The 21,753-nt window shown below is 70.7% G+C and carries 19 protein-coding genes and 1 tRNA gene; 12 read left to right on the forward strand and 8 right to left on the reverse strand.

What is annotated here, in order from left to right:
- Positions 1-59 precede the first annotated feature (59 nt).
- Both ACSQ18_RS02545 and ACSQ18_RS02550 read right to left on the reverse strand, forming a co-directional pair.
- Positions 60-1,649, reverse strand: coding sequence for a serine/threonine-protein kinase (locus ACSQ18_RS02545; protein ID WP_436035497.1), 1,590 nt, complete (start codon positions 1,647-1,649; stop codon positions 60-62).
- A 128-nt stretch (positions 1,650-1,777) separates the two neighbouring features.
- Positions 1,778-2,125, reverse strand: a complete 348-nt coding sequence (locus ACSQ18_RS02550; RefSeq protein WP_436035498.1) for a DUF6804 family protein — start codon at positions 2,123-2,125, stop codon at positions 1,778-1,780.
- 99 nt (positions 2,126-2,224) lie between these two features.
- Between ACSQ18_RS02550 and ACSQ18_RS02555 the strand changes: the two genes are divergently transcribed.
- The 3 genes from ACSQ18_RS02555 to ACSQ18_RS02565 all read left to right on the forward strand — a co-directional run bounded on the left by ACSQ18_RS02555 (position 2,225) and on the right by ACSQ18_RS02565 (position 4,549).
- A complete protein-coding gene (locus ACSQ18_RS02555) occupies positions 2,225-2,839 on the forward strand; it encodes a GNAT family N-acetyltransferase (protein WP_436035499.1) in 615 nt (204 codons plus the stop codon).
- Positions 2,840-2,873: 34 nt separating this feature from the next.
- Positions 2,874-3,221, forward strand: a complete 348-nt coding sequence (locus ACSQ18_RS02560) for a hypothetical protein (protein WP_436035501.1) — start codon at positions 2,874-2,876, stop codon at positions 3,219-3,221.
- 116 nt (positions 3,222-3,337) lie between these two features.
- Positions 3,338-4,549, forward strand: coding sequence for an MFS transporter (locus ACSQ18_RS02565; RefSeq protein ID WP_436035502.1), 1,212 nt, complete (start codon positions 3,338-3,340; stop codon positions 4,547-4,549).
- A 24-nt stretch (positions 4,550-4,573) separates the two neighbouring features.
- On the opposite strand, the gene ACSQ18_RS02570 is transcribed toward ACSQ18_RS02565, so the two are convergent.
- The 5 genes from ACSQ18_RS02570 to ACSQ18_RS02590 all read right to left on the reverse strand — a co-directional run bounded on the left by ACSQ18_RS02570 (position 4,574) and on the right by ACSQ18_RS02590 (position 8,603).
- A tRNA-Met gene (locus tag ACSQ18_RS02570) sits at positions 4,574-4,649 on the reverse strand.
- Between the two features lie 167 nt (positions 4,650-4,816).
- A complete protein-coding gene (locus ACSQ18_RS02575) occupies positions 4,817-6,334 on the reverse strand; it encodes a M16 family metallopeptidase (RefSeq protein ID WP_436035503.1) in 1,518 nt (505 codons plus the stop codon).
- 37 nt (positions 6,335-6,371) lie between these two features.
- Positions 6,372-6,761, reverse strand: coding sequence for a YccF domain-containing protein (locus ACSQ18_RS02580; protein ID WP_436035504.1), 390 nt, complete (start codon positions 6,759-6,761; stop codon positions 6,372-6,374).
- Positions 6,762-6,768: 7 nt separating this feature from the next.
- Positions 6,769-7,071: a hypothetical protein gene (locus ACSQ18_RS02585; protein WP_436035505.1), complete on the reverse strand. Its 303-nt coding sequence runs from the start codon at positions 7,069-7,071 to the stop codon at positions 6,769-6,771.
- Positions 7,068-8,603, reverse strand: coding sequence for a PspC domain-containing protein (locus ACSQ18_RS02590; RefSeq protein WP_436035507.1), 1,536 nt, complete (start codon positions 8,601-8,603; stop codon positions 7,068-7,070). The genes ACSQ18_RS02585 and ACSQ18_RS02590 overlap by 4 nt, the downstream gene beginning before the upstream one ends.
- Positions 8,604-8,718: 115 nt before the next feature.
- Between ACSQ18_RS02590 and ACSQ18_RS02595 the strand changes: the two genes are divergently transcribed.
- The 5 genes from ACSQ18_RS02595 (at position 8,719) to ACSQ18_RS02615 (ending at position 14,905) form a co-directional block, all read left to right on the forward strand.
- Entirely contained in the window at positions 8,719-10,044 is a 1,326-nt protein-coding gene (locus tag ACSQ18_RS02595) for an ATP-binding protein (RefSeq protein WP_436035508.1), read from the forward strand.
- Positions 10,037-10,699: a LuxR C-terminal-related transcriptional regulator gene (locus ACSQ18_RS02600; RefSeq protein WP_436035509.1), complete on the forward strand. Its 663-nt coding sequence runs from the start codon at positions 10,037-10,039 to the stop codon at positions 10,697-10,699. The genes ACSQ18_RS02595 and ACSQ18_RS02600 overlap by 8 nt, the downstream gene beginning before the upstream one ends.
- Positions 10,700-10,833: 134 nt before the next feature.
- The gene (locus ACSQ18_RS02605) at positions 10,834-11,907 is read left to right on the forward strand and encodes a glycosyltransferase (RefSeq protein WP_436035511.1); all 1,074 of its coding nucleotides are present in this window, start codon (positions 10,834-10,836) and stop codon (positions 11,905-11,907) included.
- Between the two features lie 8 nt (positions 11,908-11,915).
- Positions 11,916-12,326 (forward strand): hypothetical protein, encoded by a 411-nt coding sequence (locus ACSQ18_RS02610; RefSeq protein WP_436035512.1) that lies wholly within the window; start codon positions 11,916-11,918, stop codon positions 12,324-12,326.
- Between the two features lie 107 nt (positions 12,327-12,433).
- Positions 12,434-14,905 carry an ATP-dependent helicase gene (locus tag ACSQ18_RS02615; RefSeq protein WP_436035513.1) on the forward strand — a complete coding sequence of 824 codons (2,472 nt, stop codon included), beginning with the start codon at positions 12,434-12,436 and terminating at the stop codon, positions 14,903-14,905.
- A gap of 24 nt (positions 14,906-14,929) precedes the next feature.
- On the opposite strand, the gene ACSQ18_RS02620 is transcribed toward ACSQ18_RS02615, so the two are convergent.
- Complete coding sequence (locus ACSQ18_RS02620; RefSeq protein ID WP_436035514.1) at positions 14,930-16,462, reverse strand: SulP family inorganic anion transporter; 1,533 nt, start codon at positions 16,460-16,462, stop codon at positions 14,930-14,932.
- 307 nt (positions 16,463-16,769) lie between these two features.
- On the opposite strand from ACSQ18_RS02620, the gene ACSQ18_RS02625 reads away from it, so the two are divergent.
- The 4 genes from ACSQ18_RS02625 to ligD all read left to right on the forward strand — a co-directional run bounded on the left by ACSQ18_RS02625 (position 16,770) and on the right by ligD (position 21,745).
- A complete protein-coding gene (locus ACSQ18_RS02625; RefSeq protein ID WP_436035516.1) occupies positions 16,770-17,393 on the forward strand; it encodes a sunset domain-containing protein in 624 nt (207 codons plus the stop codon).
- A 140-nt stretch (positions 17,394-17,533) separates the two neighbouring features.
- The gene (locus ACSQ18_RS02630; RefSeq protein WP_436035517.1) at positions 17,534-19,624 is read left to right on the forward strand and encodes a carboxypeptidase regulatory-like domain-containing protein; all 2,091 of its coding nucleotides are present in this window, start codon (positions 17,534-17,536) and stop codon (positions 19,622-19,624) included.
- Between the two features lie 85 nt (positions 19,625-19,709).
- Positions 19,710-20,684: an SseB family protein gene (locus ACSQ18_RS02635; RefSeq protein WP_436035518.1), complete on the forward strand. Its 975-nt coding sequence runs from the start codon at positions 19,710-19,712 to the stop codon at positions 20,682-20,684.
- Positions 20,685-20,728: 44 nt separating this feature from the next.
- A complete protein-coding gene (gene ligD, locus ACSQ18_RS02640) occupies positions 20,729-21,745 on the forward strand; it encodes a non-homologous end-joining DNA ligase (RefSeq protein WP_436035519.1) in 1,017 nt (338 codons plus the stop codon).
- Positions 21,746-21,753 lie beyond the last annotated feature (8 nt).

Below are 21,753 nucleotides of genomic sequence, written 5' to 3' on the forward strand. Positions count from 1 at the left end.
AGACGCGTGCATCCTCCGGTCTATCAGCGTCGCGCAGGGTTCGCCAATCCGGTCGGGGTTCAGGGTTTGTCGGGTGTGCCGGGCTTGTCGGCTTTCCCCGGCTTGCCCTTCGCCGCGTCGCGCTGTTGCTTGGCGGCGTCACGTTCCGCAGCGGCGGCGGCCTTCTGCTCTTCCCGAGCGGCCTTCGCGGCGTCGCGCTCGTCGGCGGCGGCGATCTTGGCCGCTTCGCGCTCCGCCTTCCGCGCAGCGTTCTCGTCCTGCGGAGCCGGTTCGTCGACCGACACGGTCACCGTGGTCACCCCGTCGGTGTTCTCGGAGGCGGTGCCGGTGCCGCCCAACAGGTCGGTGTCGGCCAGCGGCTCGACGACGGACGACGAGGGGGACGGCACCGTCTCGACTTCTGTCGGGCCGAGGCTTGCGCCGCCCACCCATCCTGCGGCGTGGAGCCCGATGATCACGGCCGCCGTGAACGCCGAACCGACGACGACGGCGACGCGGGTGCGGCGGCGCCGACGCCGGAGCGAGCGTTCGCGGCGCGACCCGCGGGGCACCGCATCGCTCGCTGTGTCGACGGACGTGGTGACGACCGATACCGGCGCGGCTGATGCGCCGCCGTCCGCAACCGCTCCGCTCGGCAGAGGCGGCGGGGGCGGGTACGACGCAGAGCCGCTCGGGGTGAGAACGGGCGGAACGACCATCGTGGGCGACTCGTCGGTGTCGTCGAGCGCCGCGAAGACATCGAGGTCGGAACTCTCCGCATCCGCCGGCTCCGTCAGCTCGCCGGCATCCGTGCTCGCAGCGGGCGACACGTCGCCGGGCAGTGTCGCGGCGATGACCGCCACCTCGTGCGCCGTGGGCCGCTCGGCCGGATCGGAAGCCGTCATGCGCGTGAGCAGATCGGACCACTGCGGCCCGAACCAGGAGGGGATCTCCGGCGATTCGACCAGGCGCGCCATCGCCGCGCCGATGCCCGTGGCATCCGGGTACGCCCGCTGAGCGGTGAGCGCCTCGCGTAGCACGAGGCCGAGGGCGTAGATGTCGGCCGGCGGCGCGGGAGCGGCACCGCGCACCTGTTCGGGAGCGAGGTAGGCCGCCGTGCCGATCACGAAGCCGGGCGACGTGTAGCGCGCGCCGTCGGCGATGTGCGCGACACCGAAGTCGGCGAGTTTCGCGCGCCGGGGACGTCCGGGAAGCGGATCGTTCGCGAGGAGGATGTTCGACGGCTTGATGTCGCGGTGAACGACACCGGCCGCGTGGACGACCTCGAGCGCGCCGGCGAGGTCTGCGGCCAGTAGCGCGACCGTCCGGGCGTCCTGCGGTCCCTGGCGCAGTTCCTCCGCCAGCGACGGCCCGTCGATCAGCTCCATCACGAGGTACGACGGCATCCCCGGCTCGATCCGCGCGTCGTACAGCGTGACGAGCGAGTGGTGATTGAGGGATGCCAGCAGCGCCATCTCGACGCGTGCGCGCGGGGCGGGATTCGACCCGTCGTCGGGGGCGCGGAGCATCTTCACGGCCACCGCCCGGCCGAGGATCACGTCGTCGGCGCGGTGGACGTCGGCCATCGCTCCGCGGCCGATGCACTCTCCGACGGCGTACCGTCCGCCGAGGAGCTCGGCCGTGTGCTCGCCCTCGATGGGTGATGTCACCGCGTGACCTCCTGCGTAGCGCCCCATGCGCTGTGAAGCACTCTACGGGCGGGATCGGGGCGACGCTCGGGGTTGACAGCGGCCCGGATTCCTGATTCCACGCTCGGAGAACCAGGCGCTGCGGCTGATCAGCGCGGGGGCGTCTCGCGGCGTACCTTGATGAGCGCGCCGGCAATGAGGAAGACGACGGCTGCCGCGGGCTGAGCGATCGTCCAGACCAGTGCGTCGAACGCGAACGGGTAGACGGGGTTCCAGACGACAGCGATCGCGACGAACACGATCGTCCACCACCACTGGCGAGCCTGCAGCGCGAACCACGCGACGATGAGCGCGAGGATCGCCGTCGTGAACCGCACGGTCGACGGGCCCCACTCGATCGCGGCCAGCAGCGGCGCCGCGAACAGCACGGCGGCGGCGATGAGGCTCGGCGCGAGGGCGTTGCGCTGGAAGAGGACGGGCTCGGCGTGGCGTGACATCGCTCCCATTATCCAACGTCCGATAATTCGCGGCCGAGGCATTGCCGGTGTCGGTGGGGGTCGGCAGACTGGGCCCACGGTCGAGGCGAGGAGGCGGCGATGGGCGCCGAGCAGAAGGCGACGGATCCCGCGAGCCGCCACATCGTGCGCCCGCTCACTCCCGAGACCTTCCCGGCGTGGCTTGCTCTCGCCCAGAAGCACAACGGGGTGTGGGGCGGGTGCTACTGCTCCTACTTCCACGGCGATACCGCCGGCACCGTGAAGGACGACGACGACCGTGCGACGTTCAAGCGGCGCCTCGTCGAGGAGGGCGTGGCGCACGCCGCGCTCGTCTTCGACGGCGACGACGCCATCGCATGGTGCGAGTTCGGGAGCCCGGTCGAGCTGCCCAACATCTACCACCGCAAGCAGTACGACGCGGGGGAGTCGCGCCCCGCGCCGTGGCGGATCACCTGCTTCTTCGTCGACCGCGACCACCGGCGCTCTGGGGTCGCCCGTGAAGCGCTCGACGGTGCGCTCGCTCTCATCGCGCAGCGGGGCGGCGGCGAGGTCGTGTCGTTTCCGAACGAGCTCGCCCCCGGAAAGCGCACGTCGTCGTCGTTCCTGCACAACGGCACGCGCGCGATGTTCGAGAAGGCCGGCTTCACCTTCGAGCGGCACATCGGCACGAGCAAGACGGTCATGCGCCTCACCGTCCCGCCCGCGGTGGCGTGACGCGCCGCTGCGTGGGCGCGGCTACCCTCGGAGCATGGAGGGGGCGACGGATGCCGGGGTGGTGCGCTTCTGCCGGCACCGCAACGACGGTCGGCGCTGCACGCGTCCGCTCGATCATCCGGGGCTCCACCGTCACCGCACGATCATGTGGGCCGACCCGGCATCCGATCCGCCTCGCTGTCCGGGGTCGGGGGAGGCGGCGGTGGCGGCGGCCACGCTGCCCGACGGCTACCCCGACGGGCGGGCGCTGTGCCCCAGTTGCCTGCGGTTGATCGCCCTGGATGCCGACGGCCGGTTGGAGCCGCACGACGCGTCCGACGAGGCAGAATCGGATGCCGAGATCGCCCGCCGCCGCGAGTGGATGAACCGGCTCGGCGGGTGACGCCGCGCGGTGGTCGTACGCTCTCCTTGCGCGCGCTTCGCTCAGATCCTCCCCACCTTTGACCCGCCTCTGACCCGCGGCGCCGCCGCCTCCGCTCGAAAGGCATCCCGCTCCTCGTGTACGCCCTCCTCCTCGCGATCATCTACATCGCCTTCATCAGCCTCGGACTGCCCGACTCCCTCGTGGGCGCCGGCTGGCCGGTCATGCATCAAGACCTGGGTGTGCCGATCGGGTTCGCGGGCATCCTCACGATGATCATCGCGAGCGGGACGATCCTGTCGAGCCTCGCGTCGGAGCGAGTGACTCGGCGGTTCGGCGCGGGCCTCGTGACCGCGGTGAGCGTGGGCATGACCGCCGCCGCGCTCGTGGGGTTCTCCTTCTCCGACTCGTTCTGGATGCTGTGTCTGTGGGCGATCCCCTACGGCCTCGGAGCGGGAGCCGTCGACGCGGCCCTCAACAACTACGTCGCGCTGCACTACGCCGCCCGGCACATGAACTGGCTGCACGCGTGCTGGGGGTTGGGCGCCTCGATCAGCCCGTTCATCATGAGCTCCGCTCTCGCCACCGGGTCGGGCTGGTCGTCGGCCTACCTGATCATCGGTGTCATCCAGGTCGTCCTCACGTTCGGGCTGCTCGTGAGCGTTCCCCTGTGGACGAAGGTGAACCCGACCGTTGCCGATGCGCGCGACGCGTCCGGGGGCGCCGAGGGATCGGGTGCCACGCACGTGCCTCTCGCGGTGGCGCTGCGGATTCGCGGGGTGTGGCTCATCCTGACCGCGTTCTTCGCCTACTGCGCGCTCGAGAGCACGACCATCCTGTGGGCATCGACCTATCTGGTGACCGACCGGGGAGTGGATGCGGCCACCGCGGCCGCCTTCGCCTCGCTGTTCCTCCTCGGCATCACCGCCGGGCGCTTCCTCGCCGGCTTCTTCGCTGACCGGATCGGCGATCGGTGGATGATCCGCGGCGGGTTCCTCACGGTGGGGCTCGGCGTCGTGCTCCTCGCCCTCCCCGTGCAGACGAACGTCCTCGCTCTCGCGGGCCTCGTGATCGCCGGGCTCGGCTGCGCCCCGGTCTACCCCGCGATCATCCACTCCACGCCGGTGAACTTCGGGCGCCGCAACTCACAGGCCATCATCGGCGTGCAGATGGCGGCCGCATACACCGGGTCGACGCTGGCGCCGCCGCTGTTCGGCGCGATCTCGGCATGGTCGGGGCTGTGGATCTTCCCGCTCTTCCTCGGCGCGCTGATGCTGCTCGGCCTGATCATGGCCGGACGCCTCCACCGCCTGACGCGCAGGGGTGCTCAGCTGTCTCGAACGCTCTGACCTCGCGAAGGCGTGCCGTCTGGGTGGACGCGACGGCGGGAGTCGAACCCGCAACGCGATCGGGTATGAGCCGATGCCCGGGGCCGCCCGGATCGCCGCGATGATCCCACGGATGCCGGCGAGCCGACGATCGTGGAACTGTCCTCACGCTAACCCCGGCCTCCGACGCGCGCCAGCAATGTGACCTGTGATTCCGGCGTGAGTCCTCGTGTGACGGTCGCGGTCGCGAGCGGCATCCCGTCGAGACGACGTCCCGTCACGCGGATCTCACGCCGCGTCGACCTCGCACTGCGCCCACCCGGGGATGCGCCGGCCGAGCAGCGCGTGCAGGTTCGATCCGCGACGCCACTGGTCGAGGTCGACGAACATGATGTGTCCCTGCGTGGCGATCAGCGTCCACAGGCGGAGCTTCTCGGAGTAGGTCGCGAGCACGATGTCGTCGTAGCGCACCTCGGACACCCCGTCGTCGACGAGGCTGACCCGCTCCGTGTCGATGACGAGGTCAGCGCCACGCGCCCCGGAGAACAGCTTGCCGCCGAAGATCTCCGTGGAGTCCTGCGTGTAGTGCGACATCAGCTGCCACTTGGTCAGGGAGGGGAAGAGCGGGTCGGGGTCTTCGGCGGCGGGGAGACCGAGCGCCTCGGTGATCTGCTCTTCGCTCTCCGCCTCCAACTCCTCTCCCATGGTCACGAACACGGTCTCGAGGGCGCCCGCGAGAAGATCGCGCACGGCCTCGGCCGTGACGTGGTCGGGTGTCGCCGGCGGAGTCTCGTCGTCGCGAGAGCGGCGGCCGCGGACGACGGCGATCGCGCGTCCGTCGACCACTTCGGCTTGGACGACGGCATCCTCATCGCTCTGCTGCCACTTCTCGATCTGCTCGGCGAGCGCCTCGGCCGTCGGCCCCTCCGCGGCGAGACGGCGGAGAACGTCGAGGGCGGCCGCGGCGGTCTCGACCACGTGCTCGGGGCGCGGGTCGAGCACGAAACCGGTGAGTCCGGAGTCGCGCGTGAGCGGCACCTGCATGGCTCCCACCGAGTAGATGAGGTGGCGTTCGGTCCGCAGGACGCCGAGGAGGGTGTCGGCGACGAGCGCGGATGCGATGCCGGCGACGGCCAGATCGTCGGCGGGTACGACGACCGACAGCACGAGGGGCGCGTCGCCGTTGACGACCCACTGCCCGTGGCGGATGATCTCCGCATCGGGGCGGGAGGGGAGGGCGCGTGCGGGCGGGAGCGTGATCGAGAGCCCCTCCGGCGGGGGACCGGTGAAGCTCAGCGCCGCATTGCCGACGTGCAGCCATTCGTCGGCGAAGCGCAGCACGTCTTCCCGCGTGTGCGAGCGGTGCGCGGGGCTGCCGAGGTCGAGCAGCCCGACCGAGCGGTTGCCGAAGCGGTCGATCAGGTGCCCGCGCCCGGGGCGTTCGTCCTGGTCGCCGAGCTCGTTGCTGATGATGCGGCGCTGCTCGGCGACCGTCTCGGGGGTCGTCTCGTGCAGGCTGGAGATCGCCTGGCCGACCCGCGTGAGGAAGTCGCCGACGGCGGCGGGGGAGCCCTGGGCGTAGAACGAGATCGACTCGTCGGCGGTCGTGGCGTTGTGGGTCACGTTCACGCGGCCGACGCGAGCCATGACGAGGTGCTCGATCAGGTGTGCGAGCCCCGCGGTGCGCGCGGTCTCATCACGGAGCCCGACGCCGAACGTGAAGGTGCCGGTGTAATTCGTGCGGATGTCGGCCCAGTAGGCGGGTATGCCGTCGACGTCGACGGCCGTGATCGGGGGAATCGGCATACGTCACATTGTGGGACATCCGCGAAGGTGCCCGCGATCAGACGAGGGAGCCGTCGCGCGTGGAGACGATGTCCTTGCCGAGGGGCATGAGGGAGATGGGGATCATCTTGAAGTCGGCGATTCCCAGGGGAATGCCGATGATCGTGAGGCACAGCGCGATGCCGCTCACGAGGTGGGCGATCGCGAGCCACCATCCGGCGAGGATGACCCAGATGACGTTGCCGAGGAACGAGCCGACGCCCGCCGTGGGCTTGCTCACGATCGTGCGGCCGAAGGGCCAGATCGCGTAGCGCGCAGTGCGGAACGACGCGATCGCCCAGGGGATCGTGATGATGGGGATGCACAGGAGCACCCCCGCCAGGACGTAACCGACGAACAGCCAGAACCCGGCGAAGATCACCCAGATGATGTTGAGCAGTGTGCGCACTCGTCGATTATCTCCGGGATGTCGCGACCTGCGCACGACGCAGCAGTCCCGCGATACCGCCCACGAGGAGCAGGCCCCCGATGGCGAGGAGGCCGTAGCCGACGGCCGCGCCCGCGCCGAGGTCGAGAAGCCAGGTGGACAGCCCTTCGAGCCGCTCGAGTCCGGAGCTCAGCCAGATGCCGCCCGCGGCGATCGCTCCGAAGGCGAGCCCCCAGACGATGCCCGCCCAGCGGGTGCGAGGACGCGGCGGCTGCGGGTCTTCGGTTTCGGCCAGCAGTTCCGACGCGAGGGGGAGGGTGTCGTCGCTCATTGGTCTTCTCCGATGCGGGTGTCGATCATGTACAGCTCGATGTAGCCCGAGTCCTGCTCGATGACGATGGTCTCGCGCGTCGTGACCGGCTCGGTGCCCGCCGCCACGACCGCGCGGTATCGGACGCGGCCGTCGGGGAGGGTCTCCATGGTCGTGCCGGCCGCGCGGGTGAGGTCTTCGGACGTGTTGTCCGACCCCCCGTAGTAGAGGGCGGCGGTGCTCGTCGTCGCCTCCAGGGTCACTTCGACACCCGGCTCGAGGGTGATGAACGTCGCGCCCGAACGTTTGTCGATGTAGGTCGTGCCGTCGTCGCCCGTGGCGCCGAGGAAGACGCTGAGGTCGCCCCACGGCTGCGTGAACGGGGCGGAGGCGGGGTAGCGCTGATCGCTCGTGTTGGAGATGCCGTAGTTGCCGAGGTGCAGCGCCTGCGCGGCCGGCACGGCGGTCGCGGCGGCCCCGCCAAAGAGGGTCAGCAGCGTGACGAACGCGAGGAAGCCGCTGCGTCGTCGCAGCGCTCCCGCGATGACCATCCCCGCGGCCAGCACGAGGGCAGCCACGAACAGCCCCTGTGCGGGCGCGAGCGGGCCGCCCTCGGTGAGCGCCGCCACGGTTCCCACGACGACCGCCAGTCCCAGCGCGACCACGACGGCCGCGGCCGGGGTGCGGGGGTGGCTCGCCCGGCGGAGGCGGCGTCGCTCCGCCGCCTCCGCCGCGAAGGCCGTCGCTCGGGCCTGACGCTCGCGACGCGCCTCCTCGCGTGCGGCGCGGACGGCATCCTGCTGCTGCTGGCGCCACTGCTGGTCCTGCTCCTTCCAGGCGGCGTGTTGCTCTCTCCACGCGGCGAGGTCTGCGGGAGGTGCTTCCGCGGCAGCGACGTCGCCGTCGTCGAGAGGTGCGGGGAGGGATGCCGCGTCGCCGGCGGCGAGGGCATCCACCCCCCGCGGGTCCGCGACGTCGTCCGGTTCCCGGCCGGACTCGTCGGCAGACGGACCGGGCGTGTCGGACGCTGCGGAAGCCGTTCGCAGTTCGGACTCGCCCGGGGTGCGGCGCGCGGCACGCACGATGAGAAGGATGAGGCCGCCGGCGAGGAGGACGCCGACGAAGAGGACGAAGCCGAGCGCGAAGACCCAGGCGACGGAGACGAGGCCGAACGAGCCGCCCCACATGAGCACCGGGAACGGGACGAACCCGGCGAGCACGAAGAGGCCCGCTCCGACCTGCGACGCGGTGAACCGGCCGCGGACGGCCTCCTGCAGCGGAATGCGCCCGTCGAGGTCGGGCAGCAGTGCCCAGGCGACGCCGTAGAGGAAGAGGACGGGGAAGCCGAACAGGCCGATGACGAGGAGGATGCCGCGCACGATCAGCGGGTCGATGCGCAGGCGCGCTGCGACACCCGCGGCCACGCCGCCGATCCAGCCCTCACCGCGCACGAGGCCGAGGCCGGCGGTCCAGGAGAAGATCCCGTCCGACCGGGAGGTCATCGTCGGTGCGGCCGGCGGCGGGCCGGGATCGATCGGGGGCGCGGTGGTCATGTCTCGATCCTCCCTGGCGCGGGTGGTGGCCGGCCATGGGGTGAACCCCTGAGCGGCCCCTGATTATGCCCGCCGGGCGTACCGAGGGCGCGGGTGCGGGTGATTGGATGGCGGCATGTCCTCCACCGCCCCCGTCGGGGCTCGGCCCGAACCGGGGTCGCTGTCGATGCGCCCGGTCCGTCCGCCGCGGCCCGCACGCCCGCCGCGGCCCGCGCGTCCGGTGGTCGCCGCACCGCCGCGGCCGCCACTCGTGCGGCCTCGCGAATGCCTCGTTGCCGGGGTCGCGGAGGGACTGTCGGTCCACCTCGGTGCGCCGCTGTGGGCGGTGCGCGCCTTCTTCGTCGTGACCGCCGGCATGCTCGGCGCGGGGGTGCTGCTGTACCTGTGGTGCTGGGTGTTCATGCCGTGGGCCGCGGGCGAGGCCTCGCCGACGCGGCGCGCGCCCGTTGCCTGGCTGCTGACCGTCGCGTCGACGGCGCTCGCGCTCACCTTCGTGCCCCTCTCCCTCGACCCGTGGGCGTGGAACATCTGGGGAGGGTACAGCGCCCCCGACGCCGTTGCGGCGATGCTTCTTCTCGTCACGACGGTCGCCCTCGCGATGACCGCGGGGATGTGGGCGGCGCTGGTGGACCGCGCCGACCCGGCGCGCGGCATCCGCCACGCTCTGCTCGTCCGCGCGGCGGTGATCACGCTCCTCGCCGTGCTGCTGGTGCTGGAGTCGTCGCGCTTGGCGGGCGGCGGCGGGGTCACGCAGCTGGTGCGGACGGCGATCCCGCTGGTGGCGCTCGTGGCGGTCTCGTCGACGACGCTCATCGAGCGCTGGCGCGACCTCAGCGGCGAACGTGTCAAGCGCATCCGTGAGGAGCAGCGCGCCGAGATGGCGGCGCACCTGCACGACTCCGTGCTGCAGACCCTCGCGCTCATCCAGAACCGGGCCGGCGCCTCGAGCGAGGCCGCTCGACTGGCCCGCGCGCAGGAGCGGGAGCTGCGCGCCTGGCTCTACGACGGCGACGCCCCCGCCGACAGCGACCTGCCCACCGATCTGCGCGACTACGCGGGGGCGCTGGAGCTCGACTTCCCGGTGCGCATCGACGTCGTCTCGGCGGGCGCCTCCGACGAGCGTGCGAGCGGCGAGGTCGCGGCGGCGGCGCGGGAGGCGATCCTGAACGCGGCGCGGCACGCCGGCGGCGAGATCTCCGTCTACCTGGAGGGCACCGCGGCATCCGTCGACGTGTACGTGCGTGATCGCGGGCCCGGGTTCGACCCCGACGCCGTGCCGGCCGACCGGCTCGGCGTGCGCGAGTCGATCATCGGGCGGATGCGGCGCATCGGCGGGTCGGCGACGATCCGGCCCGGCGGCGGCGGCACGGGCACCGAGGTGCACCTGCGGTACGCGCCCGGTCCGGGTCGGGTCTCCAGCGGGCAGGGGCGTCATGGGTGAGCCGCTGCGCGTCGTGATCGTCGACGATCACTCGATCTTCCGGTCGGGGCTACGCGCAGATCTCGACCCGTCGGTCGATGTCGTGGGCGAGGCCGCCGATGTCGCCACGGCGATCGCGGTGATCGCCGAGACCGCCCCCGACGTGGTGCTGCTCGACGTGCACCTGCCGGGCGCCTCCGGCGTCGCGGAGGCCTCGGGCGGTGAGGCGGTGATCCGCGGCTCGGCGCCGACGGCATCCCGGTTCCTCGCCCTCAGCGTGTCGGATGCCGCCGAGGACGTCGTGCGGGTCATCCGCGCGGGCGCCCGCGGCTACATCACGAAGGGCTCGTCGGGCGGGGAGGTGAGCCGCGCGGTGCACGCCGTCGCCGGGGGTGACGCCGTGTTCTCGCCCCGGCTGGCGGGCTTCGTGCTCGATGCGTTCGGCGCCGTCGCGGGCGAGACCGCCGTCGTCGACGACGAGCTCGATCGGCTCTCGTCACGGGAGCAGGAGGTGATGCGGCTCATCGCCCGCGGCTACGCCTATAAGGAGGTCGCCGCGGAGCTGTTCATCTCGATCAAGACGGTCGAGACGCACGTGTCGTCGGTGCTGCGCAAGCTCCAGCTGTCGTCGCGGCACGAGCTCACGGTGTGGGCGTCGGAGCGCCGTCTGCTCTGAGCCCGCGATGCCTCGGGGGACACGCCCCGGCGGCACTCCGGGACCGACCCGGTGGGCGGACCAGGGACCGGCCAGGGCATGGACCAGGGGCACCCCGGATGCCACGAGTGCACCGGCCTCGACAGACTCCTGACATGAGTTCACCGAGGGTCGCCCCGTCCGCATCCTTTCCGCTCGCCTGCTGGCTCGCCGTGATGGCGCCGCTGACGGTGTGGGCGTGGTCTTTGGGCACCATCGCGGCGATCGCGTTCACCGTGGCGACGTCGATCCTGTGGGCGACGGGGGTCCGCTCCGCCGCCCTGTGGGTGCGGTCGGTGCGACAGCGCGCCCGGCGCGCTCACGCTCCGCATCACGACCCCGCGCCCCTGCGCGTCGCTCTGCTCTTCTGCGTCGCCGACGTCGACGCGGCGGCGGTGTCGGTGAGCATGCGGCAGGACGTCGACGTCGACACCGTGATTCTCGACGACTCTCGCGACCCGCGTTCGCGCTCCGACATCGACCGGTTCGCGCGGGAGTCGGGATGCCGCGTCGTGCGTCGCTCGAACCGCACCGGGTTCAAGGCCGGCAACCTCAATCACGCCCTCCGGGTGCTGCGGGGGAGCTACGACGCGTACGTCGTGTGCGACAGCGACGTGGTGCTCCCGCCCGGGTTCGTCCGTGTGTGCGCGGCGGAGCTCGCCGATCCGACGGTCGCGGTCGCCCAGGCCGCGCCGGTCGCAGCCCTCGGACGGACCGCGTTCGCACGATACTTCGGCCCGCTGCTCGCCACGCACCTGGCCGTCACGCGTCGCGGACGCGCCGGAGACGGAGTGTCGGCGTTCCTCGGGCGGGGTGCGCTGCTGCGCGCCGCCGCTCTCGACGACGTCGGAGGCGTGCCGGAGGTCGTGGCCGAAGACCTCGCGCTGACCGTCGCGCTGCGCCGCCGCGGGTGGCGCCTGGTCACGCGGACATCGCCTTCACAGAGGACTTCCCGGTCGACTACCGCGCGTTCCGCACGCAACTGCGCAAGACGGCGGAGGGTGCCGTGGAGTTCCTTCGGCGGCCCGCCGTGCGCGGGCTCCCCGTCCGGGAGGCGATCGACGTGGTGGGGGAGACCGCCCTGGTCCCCGGTGCGGCACTCGCCGGCGCGACCTCGATCGTGTCGGGAGCGGCACTCGCCGCGGGCGGGTCCGTCCCCCCGCTGTGGGCCCTCGTGCTGTCGGCGCTGAGTGGGCTCATGCCGCTCCTGCCGGAAGCGGTTCGTCGTGCACGGTCGCGGAGGCTCGCCGCCGGCGTCACGTTCGCGATCGCGGCGGGCGCCTTGTACGCCTCCACGATGTTCGTCGTCGTCGCGGCCGTCGTCGGCGGCTTGCTCGGCCGGCGTGCGGTGTTCCGGGTCACGCCCAAGCGTGCGGTGTCGCTCGGCGTCCGCCAGCGGATCGACCTCTTCCGCGCGGAGCTGCTCGTCGTGCCGCTGCTCGCGGGCGGGGCGGTCGTGGCATCCGGAAGCGTGTGGGCCGCCGGAGGTGTCGCCTGGCCCCTAGCCCTGGCGGTCGCGTTCGCCGTGCCGGTGGTGGTGCCGGCTCACCCCGCTCGGTGGCACGTGGTGTCTCACGAAGGTGACGCAATCGGCCACCTCGCCACGTAAGTGGCCGCAGTATGCGCCACCTTCGCGCGAGGTGGTCGGCATCCGGGAGTGTGTCCGCCGCGGGCGACCGGTCGGGTGTCGGGGCGCGAGCCTAGACTTGACGGGTCATGAGCGACCCGATCAAGCCCGTCATCGTCGGAGGCGGCCCGCGCCGCGCGAGTGGAGACCCCGGGGCAGGCGACCACGTGCGCGCCGACCAGGATCTCCTCGAGGGGCTGAACCCGCCGCAGCTCGAGGCGGTGACCTACCGCGGGCCCGCTCTCCTCATCGTCGCGGGCGCCGGGTCGGGCAAGACGCGCGTGCTGACGCACCGCATCGCGTCGCTGCTGCGCAACCGCGAGGCGTGGCCGAGTCAGATCCTCGCGATCACCTTCACCAACAAGGCCGCCGGCGAGATGCGCGAGCGGGTGCAGCACCTGGTCGGTCAGGCCGCGCAGGGCATGTGGATCTCGACGTTCCACTCCGCGTGCGTGCGCATCCTCCGCCGTGAGGCCGATCAGTTCGGGTTCACCAAGAGCTTCACGATCTACGACTCCGCCGACTCCCGGGCGCTCATCAAGCGGCTCGTGAAGGAGCACGAGGCCGACGCGTTCGGGCTTACCCCCGCGTCCGTGCAGGGGCGCATCTCGAAGCTGAAGAACGAACTGTCCGATGCCGAGTCGTTCGCCCGCCAGGCGAATCTCAACGATCCCGCCGAGCGCCTGTTCGCCGCGATCTTCGGCGACTATCAGCGCGCCCTGCAGAAGGCCAATGCGTTCGACTTCGACGATCTCATCGCCCAGACGGTCTACCTGTTCCGCGCGTTCCCGCACGTCGCCGACGTCTATCGGCGACGGTTCCGGCACATCCTCGTCGACGAGTACCAGGACACCAACCACGCCCAGTACTCGCTCATCCACGAGCTCACGCGGCCCGTCGTCGGCGCGACCCCCGACGCGTTCTCGTCGGGCGGCATGATGATCTTCGACCCGGTCGATGCGCCCGAACTCGAGGGGGCTTCGCTCACCGTCGTCGGCGATTCCGACCAGTCGATCTACGCGTTCCGCGGCGCCGACATCCGCAACATCTCCGAGTTCGAACGCGACTTCCCGGGGGCGCGGGTCGTGCTGCTCGAGCAGAACTATCGTTCGACGCAGAACATCCTCTCTGCCGCCAACGCGGTGATCAGCAACAACTTCGACCGCAAAGACAAGAAGCTGTGGACCGACGTCGGGGCGGGCGATCCCATCATCGGCTTCACGGGCTACTCGCAGCACGACGAGGCGCAGTTCGTCGCCGACGAGGTCGAGGCGCTGCACCGCGCGGGGTTGCCGTACGGCCAGATGGCGGTCTTCTACCGCACCAACTCGCAGTCCCGCGCGCTCGAGGAGATCCTCATCCGCTCGGCGGTGCCGTACAAGATCATGGGCGGCACGAAGTTCTACGACCGCGCCGAGATCAAGGATGCCTTGGCGTACCTCGTGGCGGTGGCCAACCCCGCCGACGAGCTGGCCCTGCGCCGCATCCTGAACAAGCCGCGGCGCGGTATCGGCGACGTCACCGAGACGTCGATCTCCCGCTATGCGGCGGAGGAGGGCATCACGTTCCGCGACGCCCTGGCCAACGCGTCGGCGCTCGGGGTCGGGCCGAAGATCCAGAAGTCCATCGCGCAGCTCGACGCTGTGCTGGCCGAGGCCACCGAGATCATGCTGCCGTCGTCGGGCGAGGTGGCGCCGTCGACGTCGGTCACCGAGGGGCTGTCGCTGCTGCTCAACAAGAGCGGCTACTTCGACGCGCTCCGTATCTCGAAAGACCCGCAAGACGAGGCGCGGGTCGAGAACCTCGACGAGCTGGTGGCCGTCACGCGCGAGTTCGCCCGTAACAACCCCGACGGCACCGTGCTCGACTTCCTCACGGAGGTCGCGCTCGTGTCGGATGCCGACGACCTCGACGACGCGTCGGGCACCGTCTCGCTCATGACCATGCACACGGCGAAGGGCCTCGAGTACGACGCGGTCTTCGTCACCGGGGTGGAGGAAGACCTCATTCCGCACCGCATCTCGGCCGGCGAGCCCGGCGGACCGCAGGAGGAGCGTCGCCTGTTCTACGTCGCCCTCACGCGAGCGCGGAAGAAGCTGCATCTCTCGCTCGCCATGACGCGCGCGCAGTTCGGCGAGGTGTCCGTCGCGATGCCGAGCCGCTTCCTCCAGGAGATCCCGCACGAGCTCATCGACTGGCGACAGTCGCCCGGCGACGTCAACTCCCGCGGCGGCAGTCAGTCCCGCGCGCTCAATGCGCGGCGCGGCGGTGGGCAGGGCTACGGCGGCGGCAACCGCTACGGCGACGACCTCGTGCCGCTGCCGCGGCGAGACAAGCCGGTGGGTGACATCGCGAAGTTCGCGAACCGCATCCCGGCGAAGGTGCGCGACAACGGCGACCTGGAACTGGCTCCCGGCGACCGCATCCGTCACGACGATTTCGGCGAGGGGCGCGTCGACATGGTCACCGGCGAGGGCGCCAAGCGCGTCGCGCACGTGCGATTCGACTCTGCCGGGCCGAAGAAGCTCCTCATCAAGATCGCCCCGATCGCGAAGCTGTAGCGCTGCGGGCGCGGCGCGTATCTCCTAGTGGCCGTCGCCGAGGTTGCCGGTGAGTCGTCCGTGGAAAGCGGATGCGGTCGCGTTGAGCCCGTCGATGCGAACGGTCTTGCCGAGCCGTTCGTACTTGGTGACGATCGCGTCGAGGGCAGCGACCGTCGAGGCATCCCAGATGTGTGAGCGGCTCATGTCGATGACCACGCGTTCGGGGTCGTCGGTGTAGGCGAACTGCGTGGTGAGGTCGTTGCTGGATGCGAAGAACAGTTCGCCGTCGACCGTGTACGAGACGGTCGGCTCGGCGGCTGTCTCCTCGACGGAGCGCGTGACCGTCACGAAGTGGGCCACGCGGCGGGCGAACATGACCATGGCGGCGATCACCCCGAGGACCACGCCGATGGCGAGGTTGTGGGTCCACACGGTTGCGACGACGGTGATGAGCATCACGGCCGTCTCGCTCTTCGGCATCCGCGTGAGCGTGCTTGGACGGATGCTGTGCCAGTCGAAGGTCGCGATGGACACCACGATCATGACGGCAACGAGCGCCGCCATCGGGATGATGGCGACGATGTCGCCGAGCACGAGCACCAGGATCAGCAGGAAGACGCCCGCGAGGAAGGTGGAGATGCGGGTGCGAGCGCCGGAGGCCTTCACGTTGATCATCGTCTGGCCGATCATCGCGCAACCGCCCATGCCGCCGAAGGCGCCCGAGAGGATGTTGGCGACGCCCTGTCCCCAGGCTTCGCGGGTCTTGGGCGAGTGGGTGTCGGTGATGTCGTCGACGAGCTTCGCGGTCATGAGCGACTCGAGCAGCCCGACCACGGCCATGGCCAGCGCATAGGGAGCGATGATCTGCAGCGTCTCGACGTTCACAGGCACCTGAGGGATGAACAGCGTGGGGAGGCTGTCGGGCAGCTCTCCCTGGTCGCCGACGGTGGGCACCTTCCACGCTGCGGCCACGACCACCACCGTCAGCAGCACGATGGCCACCAACGGCGCGGGAACCGCCTTCGTGAATCGCGGCACCACGTACATGACGATGAGCCCGGCGGCGACGAGGGGGTAGACGAGCCAGGGGATGCCGTCGCCGAACAACTGCGGGAACTGAGAGGTGAAGATGAGGATCGCGAGCGCGTTCACGAAGCCGACCATCACCGAACGGGGGATGAATCGCATCAGCTTCGCGACGCCGAGGACGGCGAAGATGATCTGCAGGAGCCCGCCGAGCAGCACCGTCGCGATGAAGTAGTCCATTCCGTGCTCGCGGGCGACGGGAGCGATCACGAGCGCGACAGCGCCGGTGGCCGCGGTGATCATCGCCGGACGGCCGCCCAGGAAGGCGATCGCGACCGCCATGACGAACGAGGAAAACAGCCCGAGGCGGGGGTCCACCCCGGCGATGATCGAGAACGCGATCGCCTCGGGGATGAGGGCGAGGGCGACGACCAGCCCTGCCAGCACTTCGCGCGTGAGGATGCGCGGGGTGCGAAGCGCCTGAAGCACAGTCGGTTCGATGCGGTACCGCGGTGCGCGGTCGCGTGCGGGGTTGACGGCGGTCAACATGCCTCCTGGGCTGGCGTTCTCGCGGGGGAGAGGACGTCGGGGGGTGTGCGCGGGCGCGTGTTAGCGGCCGGCGTGAGGAGAAGGGGGAAGAGATCGCGAGAATCGCGTCTGTGAGCAAATGTACGTCGATATCGGGCGTATCGCGGAGCCGAGCCGCGCCCGACAGGTGAGCTTCGAGCTTTCGCGGCAGACCGATGCCTGATGAGCCGTTTTGCGACACCCACTTTCCAATTACATGAGAATGCTCTAATCTCAGCGCAGACACGTCGGCTCGTTGACCCCCGGCGGGGATGTGTCCTGGGGATTCATGCGCACTCGACTTCGCACGCGTTCGATCGCTCTCGCCATGGCGAGCGCGATGCTGGCGTCGACCCTTGCCTTGGCCGCGCCTGCCGTCGCCGCCGAGTCCCTCGGTGCGACTCAGGCGGCCTCCGCCGCTGCGGAGCTGAGCATCCGAGTGCTCCCCGCAAAGCGCGTTGCTTCCTCCACGCCCACCATTTCTGGCCGCGCGATCGCGACGGTCAAGCTCACCGCCAAGCCGGGGCGGTGGACCAGCGGGGCGTCGTTGTCGTACAAGTGGTTCGCGGACGGCAAAGCCATCTCCGGTGCAACGAAGAGCACCCTCACGCTGAAGAGCGCGCAGATCGGCAAGCGGATCACGGTGAAGGTGACGGGCAAGAAGGCCGGCCACACCACCGTGTCCAAGACCTCGAAGCCGACCGCGGCGGTGAAGTCGGGGAAAGCGCGCCCGGCGTCGAAGACCTCGTGCCCGAAGGCTTATCCGATCAAGGGAAACCAGACGACTCGGCACACGTCTGACTGGATCTACCACGTCCCCGGCGGCCGCTACTACGCAGCCACACATCCGGAAGAGTGCTTCGCCACGGAGACCGCGGCGCGAGCCGCCGGCTACCGGGCATCCAAGGTCTGATTCGACAGACCACACCACAACACAAGACCCACCGTCGAACGGGGCTTCGGCGGTACACGGGAAACCCGGGGCAGAGTCGGGTGGATCCACAGCATCCACCCGACTCGCCCGCCCGTGCTTTTCGCGATCCGGGGGAGATCATGACGACGATGCGATCGCGCTGGCGCGCCGCGACGGTGACGGCGGCCGTGGCCGGCATCCTCCTCGCGGGACTGTCGGGCACCGCCGCGCAGGCGGCCGACGATGGCGTCATCACGGGCGTCGTGGTCGACACGAGCGGCGACCCGGTAGCGGATGTCTCTGTCGAAGCGACCCGTGTCGGCGGCAGCGAAGAACCGGCGGTTCTGACGAACGACGACGGCCGCTACACGATCTCCGGGCTCGCCGCGGGCCAGTACAAGGTGCGGTTCAACGCCGACGTCATCGACGGCATCCTGAGCGAGTGGTACAACGGTGCACGGGTGCAGGCGGATGCCACTCCCGTGACGGTGACCGCGGGGGCGACGGCCACAGCCGATGCGAGCTTGTACGACGGGGCGAAGATCGAGGGCCGCGTCATCGACGGCACCACCCTCGCCACCGTGGAGTACGTCGTGGTGTCGGCTTTCGTCCGCACGCCGTGGGGCGAGTCCTTCGTGGACGAGACGACGACCGACTCCGAGGGTCACTACGAGTTCACCGGCCTGTGGCCGGGGGACTATCGCCTCTCCTACGAGTCGTACGAGACCCCGCTTCCCGCGTCGAGCACGTACCTCGACGTGCGCGAGGGCAGTCATCTGGTCGGAGTGGACGCAGAACTGGGCGAGACGGGCGTCGTCTCCGGTCGTGTCACGAACTGCGACCATCAGGGAATCGCCGATGCGACCGTCTACTTCTACCCGTCCGATGCGGACAGTACGGCTCTCTTCACGCGCACCGACGAGGACGGCGCGTACGCGATGACCGACCTGCCCGACGGCGAGTATGTGCTCTACGTCGATGCGCCGTTCGACGCGAACCTCACCGACGAGTGGTGGGACGGCGCGGCGACGCGATCGGATGCCGTTCTGGTCGGGATCTACGGCTCGGCCGCCACGAACGTCAACGCGGTGCTCGACGCCGCCTCTTCCATCACCGGCACGGTCACCGACGCCTTCGGCGGCGTCGGGGACCTGTCCGTGTACGCCTACGCGGATTGCACCTCCGACGTGCAGTTCGCCGTGGTGCGCACGGCGAACGACGGCGCCTACCGCCTGCAGGGACTCCTTCCGGGCTCGTACCGGCTTCGCTTCGGCGACGAGGCGACCACGGCCTACGCGCCGCGATGGCTCGGTGGCTCATCGTGCGACGAGAGCACTCCCGTCGTCGTCGAAGCCAGGGAGGTGACGCCGAACGTCAACGCGATCGTCGGCGAAACGCTCTCCGGCAAGGTCCTCGGAGTCGGGGACGCCGCCCTCCGTGGCGTCTCGGTGCAGGTGCACCCGCCCACCGGCGACGACCCCGACGTCGTGGCGGCACCGGCCGCGACGACCACGGCATCCAGCGGCGCGTTCTCCGTCCGCGGACTGCCGCGCGGCACCTACACCGTCGCGTTCGGCGTCGCCGCCCACCCCGGCACGTACGTGCCCGAGTGGTGGAAGGATGCCGCGACCGCCGCGACCGCGACGACGATCACCGTGGTTCCCGGCACCGCACCCGCCTCGCTCACCGCGACCCTCGCTCTGACGCCCGTCGCGCTGTCGACGCCGAAGATCACGGGCACCGCGCGCGTGGGCGTGAAGCTCACCGCTCCGGCCGCGCCGACCGGCACGGTCTACACCTACCGGTGGTCGGCGAACGGCGTGGCGATCAGTGGCGCGACCGCCCGCACCTTCACGCCCGGAGCGTCGCAGCGCGGCAAGACCCTCACGGTGCGCGTCACGGCCTCGCGCACCGGATACGCGTCGACCGCGAAGACCTCCGCTCCCACCGCGAAGGTGGCCGCCGGCATCCTGACCGCCCCCGTGCCCACCATCTCCGGCACGGTGAAGGTCGGCAAGAAGCTCACGGCGAAGCCGGGCACCTGGACGTCGGGCACGACCCTGACCTACCGCTGGTACGCCAACGGGACGGCGATCAGCAAGGCGACGAAGTCGACGTACACGATCTCCTCGTCGCAGAAGGGCAAAAAGATCACCGTGAAGGTCACGGGATCGAAGTCGGGCTACGGCACCGTCGCGAAGACGTCGAAGGCCACCGCCCGGGTCGGCTGACACCGACAGGGCGTCGGTATCGGACGGGGCGGTCACCCGGCTCCCCAGCCGGGGACGGCGCCCCGTTCTCGCATAGGCTGGCCGCATGGCACTCTTCTCGCGTCGCGACCGGCCCGACGAGCCCGAAACGACCCCGCAGCAGGATGCCGAGGCCGCGGCCGACGACGTCGTGCTCCCTGAGGAGATCGTGCCGGAGGTCGGCATCTCCTTCTCCACCTACGGCAAGGCCGCCGAGACCCCCGCCGCCGTGCGCCCCGCCGCGGAGGCGCCCGCGCGCACGCAGACGGTGCCGGGGCTGCCCGACAACGCGATCGTCAAGCAGGCGCTCGCCGCTCTTCCCGAGGCGCCGCAGAACACCGACGTCATGAACGTCATGCGGCAGGCCCTCCAGGGTCACCTCTACGTCCGGGTGCAGGGCGACGCGAAAGCGCTGATCGCGGAAGGGCAGAACCTCACCCTCGCCGTCACCGCCATCGGCGACAAGCGGTTCCTCCTCGCCTTCACCGGCGGCGCGGCACTCCAGGACTCGGTACGCGCCGACGGCGACGCCGCCACCTCGGCGGTCGGGCAGCCGGCATCGACCGTGTTCCAGAACGTCGTCGCGGGCCCGTACGCGGGTCTCTTCCTCGATCACGCGACCTCGGGCGCGCGCCTCATCCTGCCCTCGGAGCTCATCGCGAAGGCGCTGGAAGAGGCCGATCCGACCTTCGCCGTGAAGACGTTGCTCGTGTCGGAACGGACCCCCCGCACGGCCGTCGACGTCGCCGACGCTCTCACCCGCGCCAAGCTGTGGGTCGCCGGCAACGCCGATCCCGAGGGCCGCATCGGCCTCGCCGAGGCACGCTCCACCGACGGACGCCGTCGCCTCGAGGTCTTCTCCCACCCGCTGGAAGTGATCGCCCTCGGTCGCGGCGACCGTCCGCTCCCCATCACCGGCGAGCAATTGGCGAAGGCGCTCGCCGCCGACGACGGCATCACCGGTGTCGTCGTAGATCCGGCGGGTCCGTGGATCGAACTCGGCCGCACCGAGCTCGCCCCCGTGCTCGCGCTCGCCGACTGAGGGCCGGGCTGTCGGACGTCGGACGCAGCGCCTAGGGTCGTGCCATGGCCTCTGAGCGCATCACTCTGACCGCCGGCGACCGGGAGGTCTCGCTGTCGAGCCCCAACCGGGTCATCTGGCCCGACCTGGGCATCACGAAGCACGAACTCGCGGAGTACGCGATCGCCGTGTCGGAGCCGTTCCTGCGTGCCAACGGTCATCGTCCGGTCTCGCTCGAGCGCTTCCCCGACACCGTCGACGGGGAGCGGTTCTTCTCGAAGAACCCGCCCAAGGGCGCACCGGAGTACGTCCATCAGGTGATGTGCACCTACAACAGCGGGCGACGGCATCCGCAGGTCGTCCTGGATGAGGCCGCGGCGATCGTCTGGGCGGTGCAGATGAACACGGTCGTCTTCCACCCCTGGGCCTCGCTCGCCGCCGACACCGACAACCCCGTCGAACTGCGCATCGACCTCGACCCGCAGCCGGGAACCGACTTCGCGGATGCCGCGGCGGTCGCCCCGGCGTTGCGCGACGTGCTCCGGGAAGCGGGGCTGGAGGCGTGGCTGAAGACGAGCGGCAATCGCGGCATCCATGTCTTCTGTCCCATCGAGCCGACGCACGAGTTCCTCGACGTCCGGCACGCCGTGATCGCCGCGAGCCGCGAGCTGGAGCGCCGGATGCCGGACAAGGTCACGACGAACTGGTGGAAGGAGGAGCGCGGCGAGCGCATCTTCCTCGACTTCAATCAGGCCAACCGCGACCGCACGATGGCCGGCGCTTACAGTCCGCGCGCCCTCCCGACCGCCACGGTCGCCACGCCGATCACGTGGGACGAACTCGCCGAGGGCGTCGACCCGGCGGCGTTCACCGTGCGCACGGTTCCGCAGCGGCTGTCCGACGTCGGCGACCCGTGGGAGCGGATGCAGGCGGCGCCGGGGCGCATCGACACGCTCCTCCAGTGGTGGGAACGCGACCTCTCCGACGGTCTCGGCGAGCTGCCGTTCCCTCCGGAGTTCCCGAAGATGCCGGGAGAGCCGCCGCGCGTGCAGCCCAGCAGGGCGAAGAACCCCGACGCCTGAGCCGTCAG

It is taken from the genome of Microbacterium sp. LjRoot45 (assembly GCF_964253325.1).
Classification (GTDB): domain Bacteria; phylum Actinomycetota; class Actinomycetes; order Actinomycetales; family Microbacteriaceae; genus Microbacterium.

Coding starts and splice junctions, on each gene's coding strand:
- ACSQ18_RS02550 (WP_436035498.1), bottom strand. CDS start 2,125: ATGTCACGCCACGCCGAGCCCGTCCTCTTCCAGCGCAACGCCCTCGCG.
- ACSQ18_RS02555 (WP_436035499.1), top strand. CDS start 2,225: ATGGGCGCCGAGCAGAAGGCGACGGATCCCGCGAGCCGCCACATCGTG.
- ACSQ18_RS02560 (WP_436035501.1), top strand. CDS start 2,874: ATGGAGGGGGCGACGGATGCCGGGGTGGTGCGCTTCTGCCGGCACCGC.
- ACSQ18_RS02575 (WP_436035503.1), bottom strand. CDS start 6,334: ATGCCGATTCCCCCGATCACGGCCGTCGACGTCGACGGCATACCCGCC.
- ACSQ18_RS02585 (WP_436035505.1), bottom strand. CDS start 7,071: ATGAGCGACGACACCCTCCCCCTCGCGTCGGAACTGCTGGCCGAAACC.
- ACSQ18_RS02590 (WP_436035507.1), bottom strand. CDS start 8,603: ATGACCACCGCGCCCCCGATCGATCCCGGCCCGCCGCCGGCCGCACCG.
- ACSQ18_RS02595 (WP_436035508.1), top strand. CDS start 8,719: ATGTCCTCCACCGCCCCCGTCGGGGCTCGGCCCGAACCGGGGTCGCTG.
- ACSQ18_RS02600 (WP_436035509.1), top strand. CDS start 10,037: ATGGGTGAGCCGCTGCGCGTCGTGATCGTCGACGATCACTCGATCTTC.
- ACSQ18_RS02605 (WP_436035511.1), top strand. CDS start 10,834: ATGAGTTCACCGAGGGTCGCCCCGTCCGCATCCTTTCCGCTCGCCTGC.
- ACSQ18_RS02610 (WP_436035512.1), top strand. CDS start 11,916: ATGCCGCTCCTGCCGGAAGCGGTTCGTCGTGCACGGTCGCGGAGGCTC.
- ACSQ18_RS02615 (WP_436035513.1), top strand. CDS start 12,434: ATGAGCGACCCGATCAAGCCCGTCATCGTCGGAGGCGGCCCGCGCCGC.
- ACSQ18_RS02620 (WP_436035514.1), bottom strand. CDS start 16,462: ATGTTGACCGCCGTCAACCCCGCACGCGACCGCGCACCGCGGTACCGC.
- ACSQ18_RS02625 (WP_436035516.1), top strand. CDS start 16,770: ATGCGCACTCGACTTCGCACGCGTTCGATCGCTCTCGCCATGGCGAGC.
- ACSQ18_RS02630 (WP_436035517.1), top strand. CDS start 17,534: ATGACGACGATGCGATCGCGCTGGCGCGCCGCGACGGTGACGGCGGCC.
- ACSQ18_RS02635 (WP_436035518.1), top strand. CDS start 19,710: ATGGCACTCTTCTCGCGTCGCGACCGGCCCGACGAGCCCGAAACGACC.
- ligD (WP_436035519.1), top strand. CDS start 20,729: ATGGCCTCTGAGCGCATCACTCTGACCGCCGGCGACCGGGAGGTCTCG.